At 27.0% G+C, this 17,845-nt stretch carries 7 protein-coding genes, 1 tRNA gene and 1 rRNA gene; all 9 read right to left on the bottom strand.

Annotated elements, in window-relative coordinates; translation table 11 throughout:
• Positions 1 to 29: 29 nt before the first annotated feature.
• The 9 genes from addA to KGF41_RS09515 all read right to left on the bottom strand — a co-directional run bounded on the left by addA (position 30) and on the right by KGF41_RS09515 (position 17,682).
• Positions 30 to 3,857 carry a helicase-exonuclease AddAB subunit AddA gene (gene addA, locus KGF41_RS09555; protein WP_227856610.1) on the bottom strand — a complete coding sequence of 1,276 codons (3,828 nt, stop codon included), beginning with the start codon at positions 3,855 to 3,857 and terminating at the stop codon, positions 30 to 32.
• Positions 3,857 to 7,324, bottom strand: coding sequence for a helicase-exonuclease AddAB subunit AddB (addB, locus tag KGF41_RS09550; RefSeq protein WP_227827003.1), 3,468 nt, complete (start codon positions 7,322 to 7,324; stop codon positions 3,857 to 3,859). Before addB ends, addA begins: the two co-directional genes overlap by 1 nt.
• Positions 7,314 to 8,144 (bottom strand): PD-(D/E)XK nuclease family protein, encoded by an 831-nt coding sequence (locus KGF41_RS09545; RefSeq protein WP_227856609.1) that lies wholly within the window; start codon positions 8,142 to 8,144, stop codon positions 7,314 to 7,316. The genes addB and KGF41_RS09545 overlap by 11 nt, the downstream gene beginning before the upstream one ends.
• A gap of 145 nt (positions 8,145 to 8,289) precedes the next feature.
• Positions 8,290 to 10,509: an ATP-dependent helicase gene (locus KGF41_RS09540; protein WP_227827001.1), complete on the bottom strand. Its 2,220-nt coding sequence runs from the start codon at positions 10,507 to 10,509 to the stop codon at positions 8,290 to 8,292.
• On the bottom strand, positions 10,502 to 12,418 hold the full coding sequence (locus KGF41_RS09535; RefSeq protein WP_227856608.1) for a hypothetical protein: 1,917 nt from the start codon (positions 12,416 to 12,418) through the stop codon (positions 10,502 to 10,504). Before KGF41_RS09535 ends, KGF41_RS09540 begins: the two co-directional genes overlap by 8 nt.
• A 246-nt stretch (positions 12,419 to 12,664) precedes the next feature.
• Positions 12,665 to 14,692, bottom strand: coding sequence for an N-acetylmuramoyl-L-alanine amidase (locus tag KGF41_RS09530; protein ID WP_227856607.1), 2,028 nt, complete (start codon positions 14,690 to 14,692; stop codon positions 12,665 to 12,667).
• 501 nt (positions 14,693 to 15,193) lie between these two features.
• On the bottom strand, positions 15,194 to 17,215 hold the full coding sequence (locus tag KGF41_RS09525) for an N-acetylmuramoyl-L-alanine amidase (RefSeq protein ID WP_227856606.1): 2,022 nt from the start codon (positions 17,213 to 17,215) through the stop codon (positions 15,194 to 15,196).
• A 268-nt stretch (positions 17,216 to 17,483) separates the two neighbouring features.
• A 5S ribosomal RNA gene (gene rrf / locus KGF41_RS09520) occupies positions 17,484 to 17,600 on the bottom strand.
• A gap of 8 nt (positions 17,601 to 17,608) precedes the next feature.
• Positions 17,609 to 17,682: transfer RNA gene (locus tag KGF41_RS09515), tRNA-Gly, on the bottom strand.
• Between the last annotated feature and the right edge of the window lie 163 nt (positions 17,683 to 17,845).

Genomic DNA, 17,845 nt, shown 5'->3' with positions numbered 1-17,845 from the left:
ATCTTTATGTCTAATTTATATCAAAATAATTAATAACAAACAGCCTCATCAACTCCAAATAAATATATACATTTTTCTTTTACTGATTTTCCAGTTAAAGTTTCAATAACATCTGCATATAAGTCTAATTGTTTTTTATATTTCTCTATTATCTGATTTATATTTTCCTCATTTACAAAATCTGTTTTATAATCTACTAAAACTATCTGATTATCTTCTTCAAAATAAGCATCAACTATACCTCTTAACATGACACTTTCTTTGTCATAAATTTTCTTATCATCATTTTTTATCAATTCTTCATAAATATATATATCTTTCATATTTACTTGTGCATAAATTGCTTTTTCTCTATTTATAAGTTCAGCATTTAACATCCTTTTTCCTATGTTAGATGTAAAAAATTTATATATTTTATAAGGATTTACTATACTAGCTTGCTTTTCTGTTATTATACCCTTTGAAATAAAACTTTTTATTTGCATCTTTATATCATTTATGTTGTTTACCTTCTTTAAATCTAAAACTTCCATAACTAAGTGAATTATTGTACCTCTTTCTGCTCCATTTATTTTTTCTTTTTCTTCATCATTTTGAATAAATAGAGGTTTTTTTAAGTTTATTTTTTGTTCAAATATAGTATTTATCAACTCTTCTTCATAATTATTTTGTATCTTTTTTATTTCTGTAACCGATATACTAGCAGGTTTTTTTGTACTAAATTCATATGGGTATATATAGTTTAACTTTTCTTCTATTTCAGTATAATAATCGCTATCAGGTTCCTCTACATCTATTTTTTCAAGAACTTCTTCAATACTTTCTTTTTCTTCATCATTTTTCTTTTGTATTAAAATATCATCCTTATTCCATAACTTTCCATACCATTTTGAATTATGTTCAACATTAAATGGTACATCTAATCCCATATCTTCCAATAAATTAGATAAATCTTTATGTTTTAATACACAAGGCATTATCCAATCTAAGAAATTCTTACTTTTTAGTATTTCATATTGTGATATTGTATCTAAATTTTCAATTCCACTACACCATTTTTTCATGCTATCTTGTACATTTCTAGTAGAGCCTGTTATAATCAGTTTCTCTTTTGCTCTTGTAAATGCAACATATAATACTCTCATCTCTTCTGATAAATTTTCTATATTTATTTTACTTTTTAGTGCTTCTTTAGCTATACTTGGAAAAGAAATTCGTCTCTCATAGTCCACAAACTGAGGTCCATATCCTAAGTTATGATGATATAAAATACTCTTTTTAAAATCTTGAGTATTGAAATTTTTTCCCATAGCAGAACATATAACTATTGGAAATTCTAGACCTTTACTCTTATGGATACTCATTATTCTAACAACATTTGCATTTTCTCCAAGTGTTTTTGCACTCCCCATATCAGAGCTAGATTTTTTTAATTTTTCTATAAAGTTTACAAAATTGAATATTCCCTTAAAGCTAGTCTCTTCAAATTGTTTTGCTCTCTCAAAAAGTACTTTCAAGTTAGCTTGTCTTTGACTTCCACCTGGTAATGCTCCAACATAAGCATAATATCCAGTTTTTGTATATAAATACCATATAAATTCATCTGTACTCATGTACATTGATTTCTCTTTAAATTCCTTTAGTTTAATCAGAAAGTCTTTACTTTTATTTATACATTCTTCACTTGGTACAAAATCCGACTTACTTTCATTCTGTGAATCTGTAAATTCATCATACTCTGATGTACTCTCTAAAACTTCATAAAAAGTTTTATCTTTATTTTGAATTCTAATGTCAATTAAATCCTCTGGTGTAAATCCAAATATAGGTGACTTTAACACAGCTATAAGAGGTATATCTTGCATTGGATTATCTATTATCTGAAGTAATGATAGTATTGTTTTTATTTCAATTGTATCAAAATATCCCACTCCAACATCAGCATAAGTAGGTATATCCATATTCATCAACTCATCTGCAAACACAGGTGCCCATGCAGATGTAGCTCTTAAAAGAATCACTACATCCTTAAATTCCACAGGTCTATAGGCATCAATTCCTTTATCATAAACTTTTTGAATCTTTCCATCTTCATTGACTTTCATTAAATCCTTAATAATCTTTCCAACCATTCTAGCTTCAAGTTGTATGTTGTCTAGTTCTTCATCTTCTTCTGCTTCATTTTCTTCATTATTAGCATTATTATCTTTATTGTTTATAATATCATTACTAGGTTTAGTATTTTTTTGTATAAGGTGTATTTCTGTTGCTCCACCGACAATAGAGTTCTCCTCTAAATCTGATTTAAAATCTGCACCCAAATTAAGTCTTTCTTTTTCTGTATATTCAATCTCTCCTATATTCTCATTCATTATATTTTCAAATATATAATTTACAGAGTCTACAACTTCTTCCCTACTTCTAAAGTTTTTATAAAGCATTATCTTTCTGTGAGAACTTCCTTTTTCATCTTTATAGTTATTGTACTTTTGTAAAAACAACTCTGGTTTTGCTTGTCTAAATCTATATATACTTTGCTTTACATCGCCAACCATAAATCTATTTGGAGTCTCTATGTTTGCCACAGTTTTAAGAAGTACTTCTTGTACAAGATTGCTATCTTGATATTCATCTATAAATATTTCATAGAAATTATCTCTATACCCCATAGCTATATCAGAAGGTATGATATTTCCGTTCTCATCTATATTCGTAAGTATATTTAAGGCAAAATGCTCTATATCATTAAAATCTATTATTCCTTTTTCATTTTTCTTATTGCTGTATTCTTCTTCAAATCTCAGAACAATATTAGAGATTGGTTTAACTATATTATAAAGATATTTAATTTCATCTTTAATAGATTCATTATCTTTATTAAACGTAGAATTTATTATACTTTCTAAAGATTTTTTAATTTTGTCTCTTATTGCTTTTGCTTTTTCTTTTGACTCTTTTATATATGAAGGAGCATCTTTTGGTATCCTTTTTATACCTTTGACATAGTTTTCAAAAGACATACTTGACATCTTCTTATATGCCTCATTCCATGATTTATTACATGCTTCTGAAATATCGACCATTCTCTTATATTCAATCGACAGCTTCTCTGTAAAAGTTTCTAGTTCATCTATTGACTTAACTTCTTTTAAGGCCTTTTCCATATTTGAGCAAATTCCATCAATTTCTATTTTTACAGTATCTAATATAGCTCTAGCCCAAATAGATTCTGAAAAATCAAAATCCTCATCAATGTTAAATCTCTCTGCTGAATCAATAAGCCATTTTTTAGGCTCAGGAGAAGCCATTGCAAATGAATATATTCCTAGAATAATATCCTGAACTTCTTTGTCTCCTCCTCTTTCTGCATAACTTTCAACTAAATTTAAGAAACCCTCATCTCTTTCTTCATATAATTTTTCAAATACTTCTTCGATTGCCTCTTGTTTCAAAATAGCACATTCAGTTTGGTCTCCTATTCTAAAATTAGGGTCTAAGTTTATTCTATGAAAGTTCGATTTTATAACATCTAAACAAAATGAGTGTATTGTTGTAATACTCGATTTATTTAATAAAACAAGTTGATTTTGTAAATGCTTATTTTCTGGATTTTCATCTAATGCTTTTCCTATAGCATCACCTATTCTCTCTCTCATTTCTGATGCAGCTGCATTAGTAAATGTAACTACTAATAATTTATCTATATCAATTGGATTTTCTCTACTTGTTATCATTTGAATTATACGTTCAACCAGTACTGCTGTTTTTCCCGACCCAGCAGCTGCTGCAACAAGTAAATTACAGTCTCTACTTTCTATAACTTCTGTTTGCTCTTTTGTCCATTTAGGAGAACTCATCAATCAACATCTCCTTCCATCATTTTTATTATCTCTTCATTGCTCTTATTATTTAAAATTTTATATTTATTATCTTTCATAGTTGAATCAAATTGACATATAGCTGAATAATCACAAAAATCACATGATGTTCCCTCTTTATGTTTATATGGAGATATCTTTATTTCACCACTTAACATTTCTTCACATAAATCCTTTATCGCATGTTTTACATATTTTCTAAGTAACCTAAAATCTTCATAACTTACTGTAGATGTACTTTTACCTACATTTCCATCCTTTGTAAGACCTACTGGTATTACTAAGGAATTTTTTCTTTCTCCATCTATTAATGATTTATCCATCTCTTTTATTATATGAGAATCCTTTACCACAAGCCCCTTCATTCTAAGTTCTTTTAGTATAGCTTCTTGAATTTCAGTATCATCTTTATCTTCATTAAACTTTGCTATTGGATTATTTATTCTACAATATAATATTGCCGCTGGATTTAAATTTATATCTTCTTCTTTTACACTTTCAAGGATTGCATCAAGATACACAAGTAATTGTAATTGTAGACCATAGTATATCTCTGTTAAATTTATAGTTTTATTACCTGATTTATAATCTACTATTCTTATATATTTGTTTTCACCTTCTTCAAATTCATCTACTCTATCTATTTGACCAATTAAATTTACTTCTTCTCCATTATTCAAAACTATTTTTATAGGAGGGTATTTACCGTCTTTACCAAATTTAACTTCATAATCTACAGGTTCAAATGAACCTTGTTTTATCTGTTGGCTAATTATATTTATAGCTGTTGTAAGCATATTCTTTAATCTATATGCAAGATATTTATATCTTTCAGAACTATTTAATATATACCCTGGTATCTTTGAGATTATTTCATCAACTATAATACCTACCTTTAGTTCTATATATTCCTCATCAATATCTTTCCACAATAAATTATCTTGTGATAGCTCTTTTGAAAATCTATCTAAAATATTATGAACAAAGGTTCCTAAATCTGGTGGTGTAAATGAATATTCTTTACGCTTCCTAGCTTTAAGACCGTATTGTATAAAATAAGCAAATGGACACTCTGCATATTTTTCAAGCCTAGACACACTAAGAGAATTACTTTTATATAATGACCTTATTTTTTTCTCTTCAATTCTATGAACTTGATTAGTATAACTAAGACCTTTTATAACTTTTTTTGTTATAGAACTATACAGTTCATCCTTTAGATAGTATCTATATATATCTAACCAGATACTATTAATTTCTTCTTTGCTGTACTCATCATTATCGTAGTTTTTTATTACACTTATAAGCTCATTAAATGTAGGTGATTTTACAGTTATTTTTTTAAGTATATCTTCATTAGTTCTTTTATCTTCTTCTATTAAATAACTTTTATTTTCTATATTTGGGAATATCTTCTTTAATCTTGATATAATTATTGAAGGTCTAAGTGTCTTACCTTCATGGTCAGATATAGGATATGTTATAATTAAATTTTCAGATGTTGAAGTAAGAGCTTTATATACTAAAAATTGTTCTTCAAAACTTCTAGTTTTACTATCTATATCAACTTCAATACCTTTATTTCCAAGACTTTCCCTATCATTATCACTTAATATTCCACTATCTTTTGTAATTAAAGGAAATACACCATCAGTAGTTCCTATTAAGTATAAGTATTTTGTATTTGGATTTTTCATCCTATCCACACTACTTACAAGTACTTGATCTATACTAGGAGGAACTAGCCCTAACTCATACTCATCAAATCCAAGAGTTATTAATTTTATAAATTTTTCTAAGGATATTATTTCTTCACCCATAAGTTCCACCATTTGGTCTAAAACATCCACTACTATATCCCAAACTTGTGAATACTGATTAGCAACATCAAGTTCTCCTTTATCCTTAAAATTTACTATTAAACTCTCTATCGTTTCTGGCATACTTATATCTAGTAAAAACTCATATATATACTTACAAATTTCTTTTACTCTATTTTTTCCTTTTAGTTTTTCTTGTAAATTTATTATTGGCTCTAATACTCTATTTTTTATCTCATTTATTTTATCTTTTAATTCTAACTCGAACTCACTTTCTTCATTAGAAAGACTTTGCGTTATTCTATAATCCCATTTTTCATCAAACCATTTCTTACCTTTAATTCCATTGGCTAGTACATAATTTTCCAGCAAATTTATATCATCATTATCAATTCCTATAAGACCACTCTTTAAATACCTAAACATAGTTTCATATCCATATCGTCTGTTTTTCATTTCTAAAGCTGAAATAATTAATATGACTATTGGATTACTTTTTGCCTCTCTCTTTTTATCTATAAAGTTAGGTATATTATACTCATTAAATATAGAATGTACCAAAAAATCATATCTATTTAAGTCTCTTGTAGCAAGAGTTATATCTCTATACCTAACATTCTTGTCTCTAACCAAATGTACAATTTCTTTAGCTATTTCTTCTACCTCTGAATATAGATTATTAAATTCTTTTATTTTTATATTTTTAGTTGGATTTATATATGTTTTATATGGATAAGCATTATAAAATTTTTCTAAATGTTGTAACTCTTGAATTTCTTCAAACCTTTTTATAACGCCTGTATTCAAATTTACTTGTGGTAATATTTTTATTCCTTCTTCATTACATAATTGAGTTAATTTTGAATAAGTAAACTTAGTTCTAGAAAATACATCTGTTTTACTATATCCAATATAATTAACATTATCTACAGTCAAAGATATGCTAACATCTTTAGCTTTATTTAATATACTTTTTATAACATTGTATTGATTTGGTGTAAAACCTGTAAACTCATCTATATAAACATAAGCTCCTTCTAAATAGTTACTCAATTCTATTTTGCCTGATAATGAAGTCAACATATCTTGAGCATCTATATAATTTTCATGTAATTTTCCTTCAAAAGAATTATATATCTTACTTATGTCTTTTAATTTTAAACTTAATGTCTCATTTTCTAATTCTCCAGATATGTTTTCTAACATTTCAGGGCTTATATTGTACTGTTTCATTTCTGATATCATATCTGTAATTGAACTTACAAAACCAGATTGTGACTTTGATTTTGAAAATACATTTAACTCTTCACTTACATCTTCTATCGCTCGATACACCATCATTGCTTTTCCACTAGAATTTATATTTACATCTGTTAATCCTCCTGTTTGAGAAAAAACTATGTTGCTCAGTGTTTTAAAACTAAGCACTCTAACTCTTAAATACTTGTCCTTTTCTCCTCCTAAAAATAGTTTGCTTACTCTATTTTCAGCTTCAAATGTATACTGTTCTGGAACTAAAAGTATAACAGATGTCATTTCATTTTTTTGAGATTCTTTTTTAATTTCATCTAATATATATGTAGATTTTCCACTTCCACATCTACCTAATATAAACCTAAGTCCCATAAATTTCCGCCTCCAAAATACTATAATCTATTTCTTTGCCATTGCATAATTTATTAAATTCACAATACTTACAATGACTTTTATTTCTATAGCACATACGTTCTTCTTTATTATATACCTTTTCTATATTATTGTATAGATTGTGTTCGTATGTATGTTCTTCATAATTAGTACTTTTTATCATGTTTATATAGCTTTGAATTTTATTTCTATTTGTCTCATGTTTTTCTTCATTATATGAGATATTAATTGGCAAATCATCAAATTCAGGTTGGTAATATTTCATACTTATATCTTTAACATTTACTTCTATTTTTAAAACTTTCGGAATAACTTCTTTTGCCAAAAACATATAAACTATTGTTTGAATCCTACTTTCTACATTTTTATGGTTAATCTTTTTAGATTCAGTTTTCCAGTCCCATACCTCTATATTTCCTTTTCCAATTACAATTAAATCATACTTTGCTTGTAATATGTCCCCATTTAAATTCATCCTTACTTCATATTCTGGTAAATATATTTTTTCTTTTTCGATGGGAACAATTTTTTTTATATTCTCAATCCATTTTAAAAATCTTTTACTATTTTTGTCATCTTCATTAAAATAGATTCCAAGTGGTATATTACTAAAGTATCTTTCACAAATTAAATGAAAGTCTCTTCCAGTTTTTAAACTATCATAATACACTCTACTACCTATATCATCATTTTTCCAATTTATTTTATCAATATACTTATACTTAAATTTTAGTGGGCATGACTTATATGTGTTAATTGAATTTTGACTATAGGAAAAATATTTTAATTTATCATTCAATCATATCACTTCTCTCTTAACTTTATTTTTTAATAACTATTTATTATATATTAATTTGGCATTCTTTAAACAACATAGTAACTGAACTCATTATATGTTAACTTAACTTTCTTTCAACAATATATCAACTTAACTCATCTATATGTTAATTTGACCTTTTCTCAATAATATGTCGATTCAGCCTTCTTAAATAGACACATGGTTTCTGTTCTTTTCTTTTATTTCCTATATCATTTTCATCTCTATAAGCACTCCCTGAAAGTACTAACATCTCCTTTGCCCTAGTGATTCCTACATATAAAAGTCTAATCTTCTCATTTATAGAATCAATTTTAGTTTGATAAGCGTAATCAGTTGAAATACTCCCTTTTAGTATAGCTTCAATTTCTGACTTAATAATAGCCATTGGGTTTTTGTATTTTTCTTTTAAGTACCATTTATCACTCTGAAATTTCTGAGTAATATTGTCAGGGAAATTATATTCAACAAGACCTAATAAAAACACACAATCCCATTCCATCCCCTTTGATTTATGATAATTACATAGTGTTATGCTACCAGGTTCTGGCTCATATCCATTTATCTCATAAACTACATCTATTATGTGATTAAACACCTTATTTTTAACATCAAATAGAACATTGTAAACATCCTCTAAGTCCATATATATATTTTCCGAAACTAAATACTTTATATAAAAAGATATATAATCTAATACTGCCTTATCCTCTTTTTCTAAGTTAAGCTTTTTACCAATAAATAGTATCAGCAGGTCTAACCTTATTATTGGGTATTCTAATATCTGTTTTATAATATCTATACCATCTTTAAAACTTGTATATATATTGCTTTCCTCATTAATTTCTAGTGGTTCAAATTTATCTTTATTAAATTTAAAATCATATATAATTTCTTCTGTTGTATAGTTTTTTAATCCGTCTAAAAAATTCTTTTCTTCTATTTCATTATCTGTATTTATAAAAACCTTATCAAGTACGGTTATTAATTTTTCTATATCATCACAGTTTAGCATAAAATCTATAATAGAAGCTATGTTATTTATAACCTTCCTTTTACTTAAAGAGTTTGGACCCAATTCTTCAAATGTTAGATTATACTCTCTAAGTTCCTTAGCAACTTGTGTAACTTGTTCATTAAATGGAACTAGTATCCCTATACTCTTATCTGGATATTTCTTTTTTATACCTTTAACATATTTAGCAGTTTGTTCTATTTCATTTTTCCAACTATCATACCATTTTACATTTATATTATAATGCTCTGGATTAGGGTTTTCTTTATATCCCACTCCAGTTGGAACAGTTTTTATTTGCATATCCTCAAGAGCATATCTACATTCTTCTTGTTTAAATTCTTTTGTGACATACTCTACAAGTGTATTTGCTAAATCTAGTATATCTTTTGAACTTCTATTTGACATATCCATCCTATAACAACACTTTGCATTTTTTACAAATTCTTTAAAAAACTTAGGGTCTGATGATGAAAATGTACCTGTTATACTCTGATTTATATCTCCCACTCTAACTAAATTATTGTTTTCACTCGATATAATTTTTATTATATTCCCTTGTATTTCATTTGAATCTTGACATTCATCTTCAAAAATATATTTATATCTAGTTTGGAATTTTTTTCTAAGTCCTTCATCTAAGCTTAAAGTTTTTTCTGCTAAAATTAATATATCATCATAATCTAGCAAGCCATTTTGCTTTAATTTTCTATCATATAATTTGTATATTGGCAAAATCACTTTAAGCATGCCTTTGTGTCCTCTTGATAGTATCTCTTCAAGCTTATCTGGAGAAATTCCCTTGTATTTAAGTTCACTTATAGCATTTCCTGCAAATTCAAAAAAACCTCTCTCCCAAGCTTCAAGAGTTATCTCTTTCCATCTCTCATCTTTTTGCTCTTTTAGAAACCATCTAAATGCTCTTTCTCCTCCATCAAATCTAAATTTATTTATACATTCATTTAATATAATACTTTTTTGTAAATCATCAGCTATATTAAAATCCTCACTCAACATTACTATTTCGGGTTTTTCTTTTATTATTTTTACAGCTAGACTATGTATAGTCATTACTTCATATGAGTTAATATCGTCTATTTCGTTTTCTTCAAGTATTTTTTTTATTCTACCTTTAAAATTATTTACAGCACTATTCATATATGTAAGAACTAATATTTTACCACCTTTATGTTTCTGTTCAAGTAGTAGTTTAGCTACTAAATTTGTTATTATAAATGTCTTTCCAGCCCCAGGAACTGCTGGAACTGCCATAGTTCCATCCTCATAATTTATTATTGGTATTTGGTCTTCTCTATAATTTATATTAATCATAAATTTTATCCCCTTTATGTGAGAGTTTCAAAAGTATACTATATAGCATACTTTCTTGAATATAACCATTAATTGTGTATTCACTCTTATATGCATAAACTTTATTTGCACTTAACAATAAATTATATATTGTATTATATAGATAGTATTTCTTGTAGTACTCTTCCATTTCATTTGTATAAATTTTTTTCTCTTCAAAAGATTTTCTAAGTACAATTAAATTACTTATATCTTTTTCTATTTTCATATTCCAAGAATTACTTCCTATATCTACCCATATTTGAATACTTCTATCTATATTTGATGATATATATGAATAAGGAGTCGTTATTACTATTTTATCTTTGCTTTTTAACTCTTCTATATCAATAACAGAATAATAATCATTTATTGTCGTCTTTAAAGCTTCTATAAAAATCTTTTCCTCTTTCAATCCAAGTAGGTCTGCACTTTCACTAAATGATTCACTTTCAGCTATTATTTGTTTACATAGGCCAACATTCTTTTTACCATCTTTTAAATTTAACATTTTATCTATATAAAACTGAATTAAAAATTCATGTATTTTTATGTCACTTTTCTTCTTTTCTTCAATATACTGTAAAATATCACGATATTGATTATATCCTTCTATTTTATCAACTTCTAAATGCCTTGTTTCTTTAAAAATCTTAAATGCTTTTATTCTGTTTATGTCTAAAATGGTCTCTAAAAAACTTATATATTCTTCATCTTTTATAAAGTCTAAATATCCATAAAATATGCAAGTAGCAACCACTAGAGCATTTCCATATAGATAATCTATAGCTTTTTTATCTTTTTTAGTGTTGAAAACATCTATATTTCTTTCTCTCAAAGAATCCTTAATTTGATACTCCAATATTGTATTGTTTATAGGTGATATAATTGCTATATCTTTTGGAGATATACCACTTTCTATAAGAGTTATAACCTTTTCACTCACTAAATCTAACATTTCATTATACAGTTGACTTGATTGATTTAATTCTATACTTGAAGGTAATAAATATAAATCTTCTATTTTTATATTACTTTTTTTAAAGTTAATTTCTTCTTTAAATTTAATTTTAGATATTATCTTTTCATTTATATAATCCATGTCAGTATTGTTAAACACAGAATAATCTTTACTAAAATCAAAGAATATATAGCTTTCTAATACATTACTTGATACCTTTTCAATAAAATCTACTTCTGCATTACTTGAATTTTCAAGACTATCAACTACTATATATCTCAATTCTTTAAGTAAAATTTTTAAATAAAATTCATCATTAAGAAGGTAATTATTATATAGATACACACTCAATGCATTATCTAACATTGAATTTGAAATTAATGTATTTATGTAATATGATATAATTTCATCCATCTGAGTATATGAAAATCTATAGATACTATTTCTATTTTTCTTTGATGAATATATTTTTTCTCCAATAAAATCAAAGTCAATTAAATTAAATGCTGACTTATTTATATTTGTAATTATACTTTTTGCGATTGATTTATTTGTTCCTGTGATATCTTCAAAATATCCTTCTTTCACTCTTTTTTCCTTAACTTTTTTAATTATTAAATATTCACTTAAACTATTTGATATAAATGTTGGAGATATAGATTTTTTATTTATTCCTTCACATTTTTCTATTATAAGTGCCCAGTATTTTAATAATTCTTTTTTTACAAATCCTATATATGTTGTTATTTTTAATTCTTCACTATAATCTAATTCTAATGACCTCTCATATCTTATTCTAGTATTGTTATTTGGTACTAATAAAATAATACTTCTTGAGTTATTTTCAGTTCTATCTAACAATTCCTTATATTTACCTAAGGATTCATTTTCATCTTTTTTTAGACTGCTTTTTTTAAATAAATATTCCACATAATCACCTTCCTTAATTAAATTAAGTGTATATTATCTAATTATATCATATTGTGCATTTCTCAAAATACAATCAAATTATTGCATTTAACTACAAAAAAGACCATATATACACTGTTATGCATTAGTATATGCAACAATGTATATATAGTCTTTATATATTTACACACCCATATTTCAAATTATAGCTTTAATATAAACTCACAATCATAAATTTATATTAAATTTTAAGCATCCTATTTGTAATTACTTTAATGATTCTTCTATTCCTTTAGCTATTTGTATGCCCATTTCTTTTACTTTTGCAGGTGAATTTATTAACTTCATATCACTCTCATTATCCAAAAATGCACATTCTACAAGTACAGCTGGCATATTATTAGTTCTTAAAACGTATAAATAATCTTTTGTAGGGTCATTTTTAAGTACTTTTGTTTTTATACCTCTATTTGTAAGTTTAAATTTCTCTAAAATTCTATTTAATATATTGGTAGCTACAGTCTTAGTAGTTCCTCCATTTTTATCTTTAAGCTTATAAAATACTTCTACTCCATGACCTTTTTTATTAGTAGAGCCATTGTAATGTATACTTGTAAATAAATCTGGTTTTAAAGAGTTAGATAAGGCAGTTCTACTTCCAAGAGATAAAGTTTTATCTGTATCTCTAGTCATAATTACATTTATTCCTTTTGAACGTAAATATTCAGTAGTTGCAAGTGAAGTATTTAAAGTATAATCTTTTTCAAAAATTCCTCCAAATGATGTTCCATCTACTCCAGGTGCTGAACCACCATGTCCTGGGTCAATCATAACTGTCTTTGCTCCATTATTAGTTTCTGGGTCTATTGGTGTTGTATTATGCTTAGATAATGATGATGCTATAGAATTCATCACCTTAGAAGTCAATCCGCCTCCTATCTTATACACTTTATTAGCAGACTTAGCTTCTAAATTATCCTTATGATATGCAGATACATATGTCTTTGGTGTTATAAGTATTGGAGATTTTAAACTAGCAGCTAATGGACCTGCTGCTAAAGCATCAACAAGTACATCTGATTTAGCTACTAAAACAGCTTCTAATTCCTCTTCTGTATAGAATTTTTTTATTACATTTGCATTTGTTTCATGTCTATCTGCTCCAGATACTCTATTATTAGCAACATTATCCTTAGTTATATCATTTACCTTATTGATAATATTTGTTGATATCATTTGAGAACCACCTATAAAATAAGCACTTTGTAAGTCCTCACTCTCCAGCCATTTATATGTAATATTTGTAATGCTATCTTTATCAGTCACTATAATCGGTTGCTTATCCTGACCTGCTTTTGCTGCTATAGTAAGTGCATCTAGTTCTCCTCCATCCTTACCATTTGTTATATACACTTTATCTACATCGTGATTTTTATCTATTTCTTTTGCTATCAATAGAGATGTCTCATATCTATTTGAGCCATTTATACGTGTTTGATTAGAATCTACAGCTGATTTTATCTGATTAGCACTAGTTTTAGAAATAGAATTCTCATCTCCAATTATAATTATATCTTTAGGATTTAGACGTTTTAATTCTGATTTTACACTATCAGGCACATTATTTTTTTCAACCAAAAGTATTGGTGCATTATATGTAGTTGCTAGTGGAGTTGATATAATACCGTCGATACTTACATCTCCATTTATTATAACTACCTTATCTGAACCATTTTTCCAGCCCTCTTTACTTATTTTAACTGCTGTTTCATATCTATCACTTCCTGTAAGTTCTGTAATAGGTGCAGAAGTCTTTCTCAAATATTTATTTACATCTTTTCTTGAAGTTATGTCTTCAATTATACATTCCTGTGTTACATTGTAGTCTTTTAAATTTAATCCCATCTTTTCTAAATCTTGTTTGTTTAGGGTTTTAGGATTATTTGCACTGTTTATTGTTATCCCTTGTAACTCCCACACATTTTGATATTCTGGATCTTGATTATAATTGATAGTTCCTTCATATGACCCAGTTGATTGATTGTAATTTAGAGTTGTATCTAGTGGCATGTCATAGCATTTATATTTTAATGTAATGCTATCAGCATCTGGCTTTTCTTTAAATTTCACACTTACTTTTGATGTACTTCCTAAAACTATACTTTTTTTCTCCAAATTTATATTTAAGTTATCATTATTTTCCATAGCATTAGACTCAGTAGCAAATGCCATTGTAGGTGCAACAATTGCCATTGAAAGAATTCCTGTTGTTAATAATCTCGTATTTTTTTTCATATTAATCTCCTTACTTAACATAGATTTCTACCTTGCTTTTTTAGTCTTTTTAATTTTTTAAAACACAGCAAAGTGTGTATGCCCCAAATTTGCAAAAATTTATTAAAAATTAAATTACAAAAAATAAACACAATTAAATATATTTAATCATTTCTACTATATCATTTATTACCAAAAAAATCTATAAAAGACAAATAAAAACATATAATGATTATATTTTGTAGAATTTTATACCAATTTTTTGTAAGTCAATAAATATTGTTCAAGTCCTTGACCTATTAATATCGAGAAGTTAAATACATTGCTATACTCGTACCTTAATCCTATCAATCAGAACTTAACTACAAAACAGACTATGTATATGCTATTTGCACTTATATATGCAAAAATCTATACATAGTCTTTATTAATAACAGAATTATATTTTTATTTTATGAATTTAAACTAAATCTAAAGTCATAAATTAATTTATGCTGAGTTTTTAAGTATTTTCATTATATACTATTTTAATGACTCTTCTATACCTTTACCTATTTGTGTACCCATGTCTTTTACTTTTGATGATGTATTTAATAAACTCATGTCCTTCTCATTATCTAAAAATGCACATTCTACAAGTACAGCTGGCATATCATTAGTTCTTAAAACATATAAATAATCTTTTGTAGGGTCAGTTGATAGTGTTCTTGTTTTTATTCCTCTATTTTTAAGATTGAATTTCTCTAAAATTCTATTTAATATGTTTGTGGCTACAGTTTTAGTAGTTCCACCATTTTTATCTGCAAGTTTATAAAATACTTCTACTCCATTTCCAGTTGTATCAGATGCATTATAGTGTATACTTGTAAATAAATCTGGTCTTAAAGAGTTGGATAAGGCAGTTCTATTTCCAAGTGATAAAGTCTTATCTGTATCTCTAGTCATAATTACATTTATTCCTTTTGAGCGTAAATACTCAGTTGTTGCAAGTGAAGTATTTAAAGTATAATCTTTTTCTTTAATTCCACCTAATGGTTTACCTGTAGTTCCAGTATCTGAACCACCATGACCTGGGTCAATCATAACTGTCTTTGCTCCATTATTAGTTCCTGGGTCTGTTGGTGTTGTATTGTGCTTAGACAATGACGCTGCTATAGAATTCATTACCTTAGAAGTCAAGCCGCCTCCTATCTTATACACCTTATTAGCAGATTTTGCTTCTAAATTATCCTTGTGATATGCAGATACATATGTCTTTGGTGTTATAAGTATTGGAGATTTTAAACTAGCAGCCAATGGTCCCGCTGCTAAAGCATCAACAAGTACATCTGACTTAGCTACTAAAACAGCTTCTAATTCATCCTCTGTATAGAATGTTTTTATTACATTTGCATTTGTTTCGTGTCTGTCTGCTCCATATACTCTATTTTTAGTAACACTATCTTTAGTTATATCATTTATTTTATTGATAACATTTGTTGATAACATTTGAGGACCACCTATAAAGTAGGCACTTTGTAAATCCTCACTTTGTAGCCACTTGTATGTATCATTTGTAAGACTGTCTTTATCACTTAATATAATTGGCTGCTTATCTTGACCTGCTTTTGCTGCTATAGTAAGTGCATCTACTTCTCCACCATTTGCATTTGTTATATATACTTTATCTACATCATGATTTTTATCTATTTCTTTTGCTATCAATAAAGATGTCTCATATCTATTAGAACCATTCAAACGTGTTTGACTAGCACTTACAGTTGATTTTATTTGATTAGCAGTAGTTTTAGAAATAGAATTCTCATCTCCTATTATTATTACATCTTTAGGATTTAGACGCTTTAATTCTGCTTTTACACTGGTTGGTACATTGTTTTTTTCAACTAAAAGTATTGGTGCATTATATGTAGTTGCTAGTGGAGTTGATATAATACCATCAATACTTACATCTCCACTTATTATAATTACTTTATCTGAACCATTTTTCCAGCCTTCTTTACTTATCTTTACTGCTGTTTCATATCTATCACTTCCTGTAAGTTCTGTAATAGGTGCAGAAGTTTTTCTCATATATTTGCTTACATCTTTTCTTGAAGTTATGTCTTCAATTATACATTCCTGTGTTACATCATAATCTTTTAAATTTAATCCCATAGCTTCTAATTCTTGTCTGTCTAAAGTCTTAGGATTAGTTGCACTATTTATTGTTATACCCTGTAATTCCCACACATTTAAATATTCTGGGTCTTTATTATAGTTTATTGTTCCTTCATATAATCCAGTTGATTGATTGTAGTTCAGAGTTGTATCTAGTGGCATGTCATAGCATTTATATTTTAATGTAATGCTATCAGCATCTGGCTTTTCTTTAAATTTCACACTTACTTTTGATGTACTTCCTAAAACTATACTTTTTTTCTCCAAATTTATATTTAAATTATCATTATTTTCCATAGCATTAGACTCAGTAGCAAATGCCATTGTAGGTGCAACAATTGCCATTGAAAGAATTCCTGTTGTTATTAATCTTGCATTTTTTTTCATATTAATCTCCTTATTTAACACAAATTTCTATTTTATTTATTTTTTGTCCTACTTACTGTTAGAATTACTTTTAAAACGTATGTCAAAGTGTATCTCCCAAAAATTTTAAAGAAATTTATAAAAATAAACTTACAAAAAAACAAAAAAAATTAAATATTTAAATATTTAATTATATTCACTATATCATTTATTGCCAAAAAAATCTATAAAAGACAAATAAAAACATATAATAATTACATTTTTATAAAATTTTATACAAAAAAAGATTACGTGGCTACGTCCTACTCTCCCAGGCAGTTTCCCACCAAGTACCATCAGCGCTAGAGAGCTTAACTTCTGTGTTCGGAATGGGAACAGGTGTATCCTCTCTGCTATTGTAACCACATAATCTTTTGGAGCGGGTGAAGGGGATCGAACCCTCACAGCTGGCTTGGAAGGCCAGAACTCTACCATTGAGCTACACCCGCATTAAATTTTTATAACTAGTAAAACTAGTTTCTTTAGAGTTAACACTCTAAAAACTACATATATATTTTAATCAATGAACATCAAATAAATATTGGTCAAGTCCTCGACCTATTAGTATCGATAAGCTAAATACATTGCTGCACTTACACCTTCGACCTATCA

Source organism: Clostridioides sp. ZZV14-6150 (assembly GCF_020657875.1).
Taxonomy (GTDB): Bacteria; Bacillota; Clostridia; order Peptostreptococcales; family Peptostreptococcaceae; genus Clostridioides.
This window is presented reverse-complemented; position numbering and strand designations above follow the sequence as displayed.

Bases quoted from the DNA above. Each gene is read 5' to 3' on its own strand.
- addA (WP_227856610.1), bottom strand. From the start codon at position 3,857: ATGAGTTCTCCTAAATGGACAAAAGAGCAAACAGAAGTTATAGAAAGT.
- addB (WP_227827003.1), bottom strand. From the start codon at position 7,324: ATGGGACTTAGGTTTATATTAGGTAGATGTGGAAGTGGAAAATCTACA.
- KGF41_RS09540 (WP_227827001.1), bottom strand. From the start codon at position 10,509: ATGATTAATATAAATTATAGAGAAGACCAAATACCAATAATAAATTAT.
- KGF41_RS09530 (WP_227856607.1), bottom strand. From the start codon at position 14,692: ATGAAAAAAAATACGAGATTATTAACAACAGGAATTCTTTCAATGGCA.
- KGF41_RS09525 (WP_227856606.1), bottom strand. From the start codon at position 17,215: ATGAAAAAAAATGCAAGATTAATAACAACAGGAATTCTTTCAATGGCA.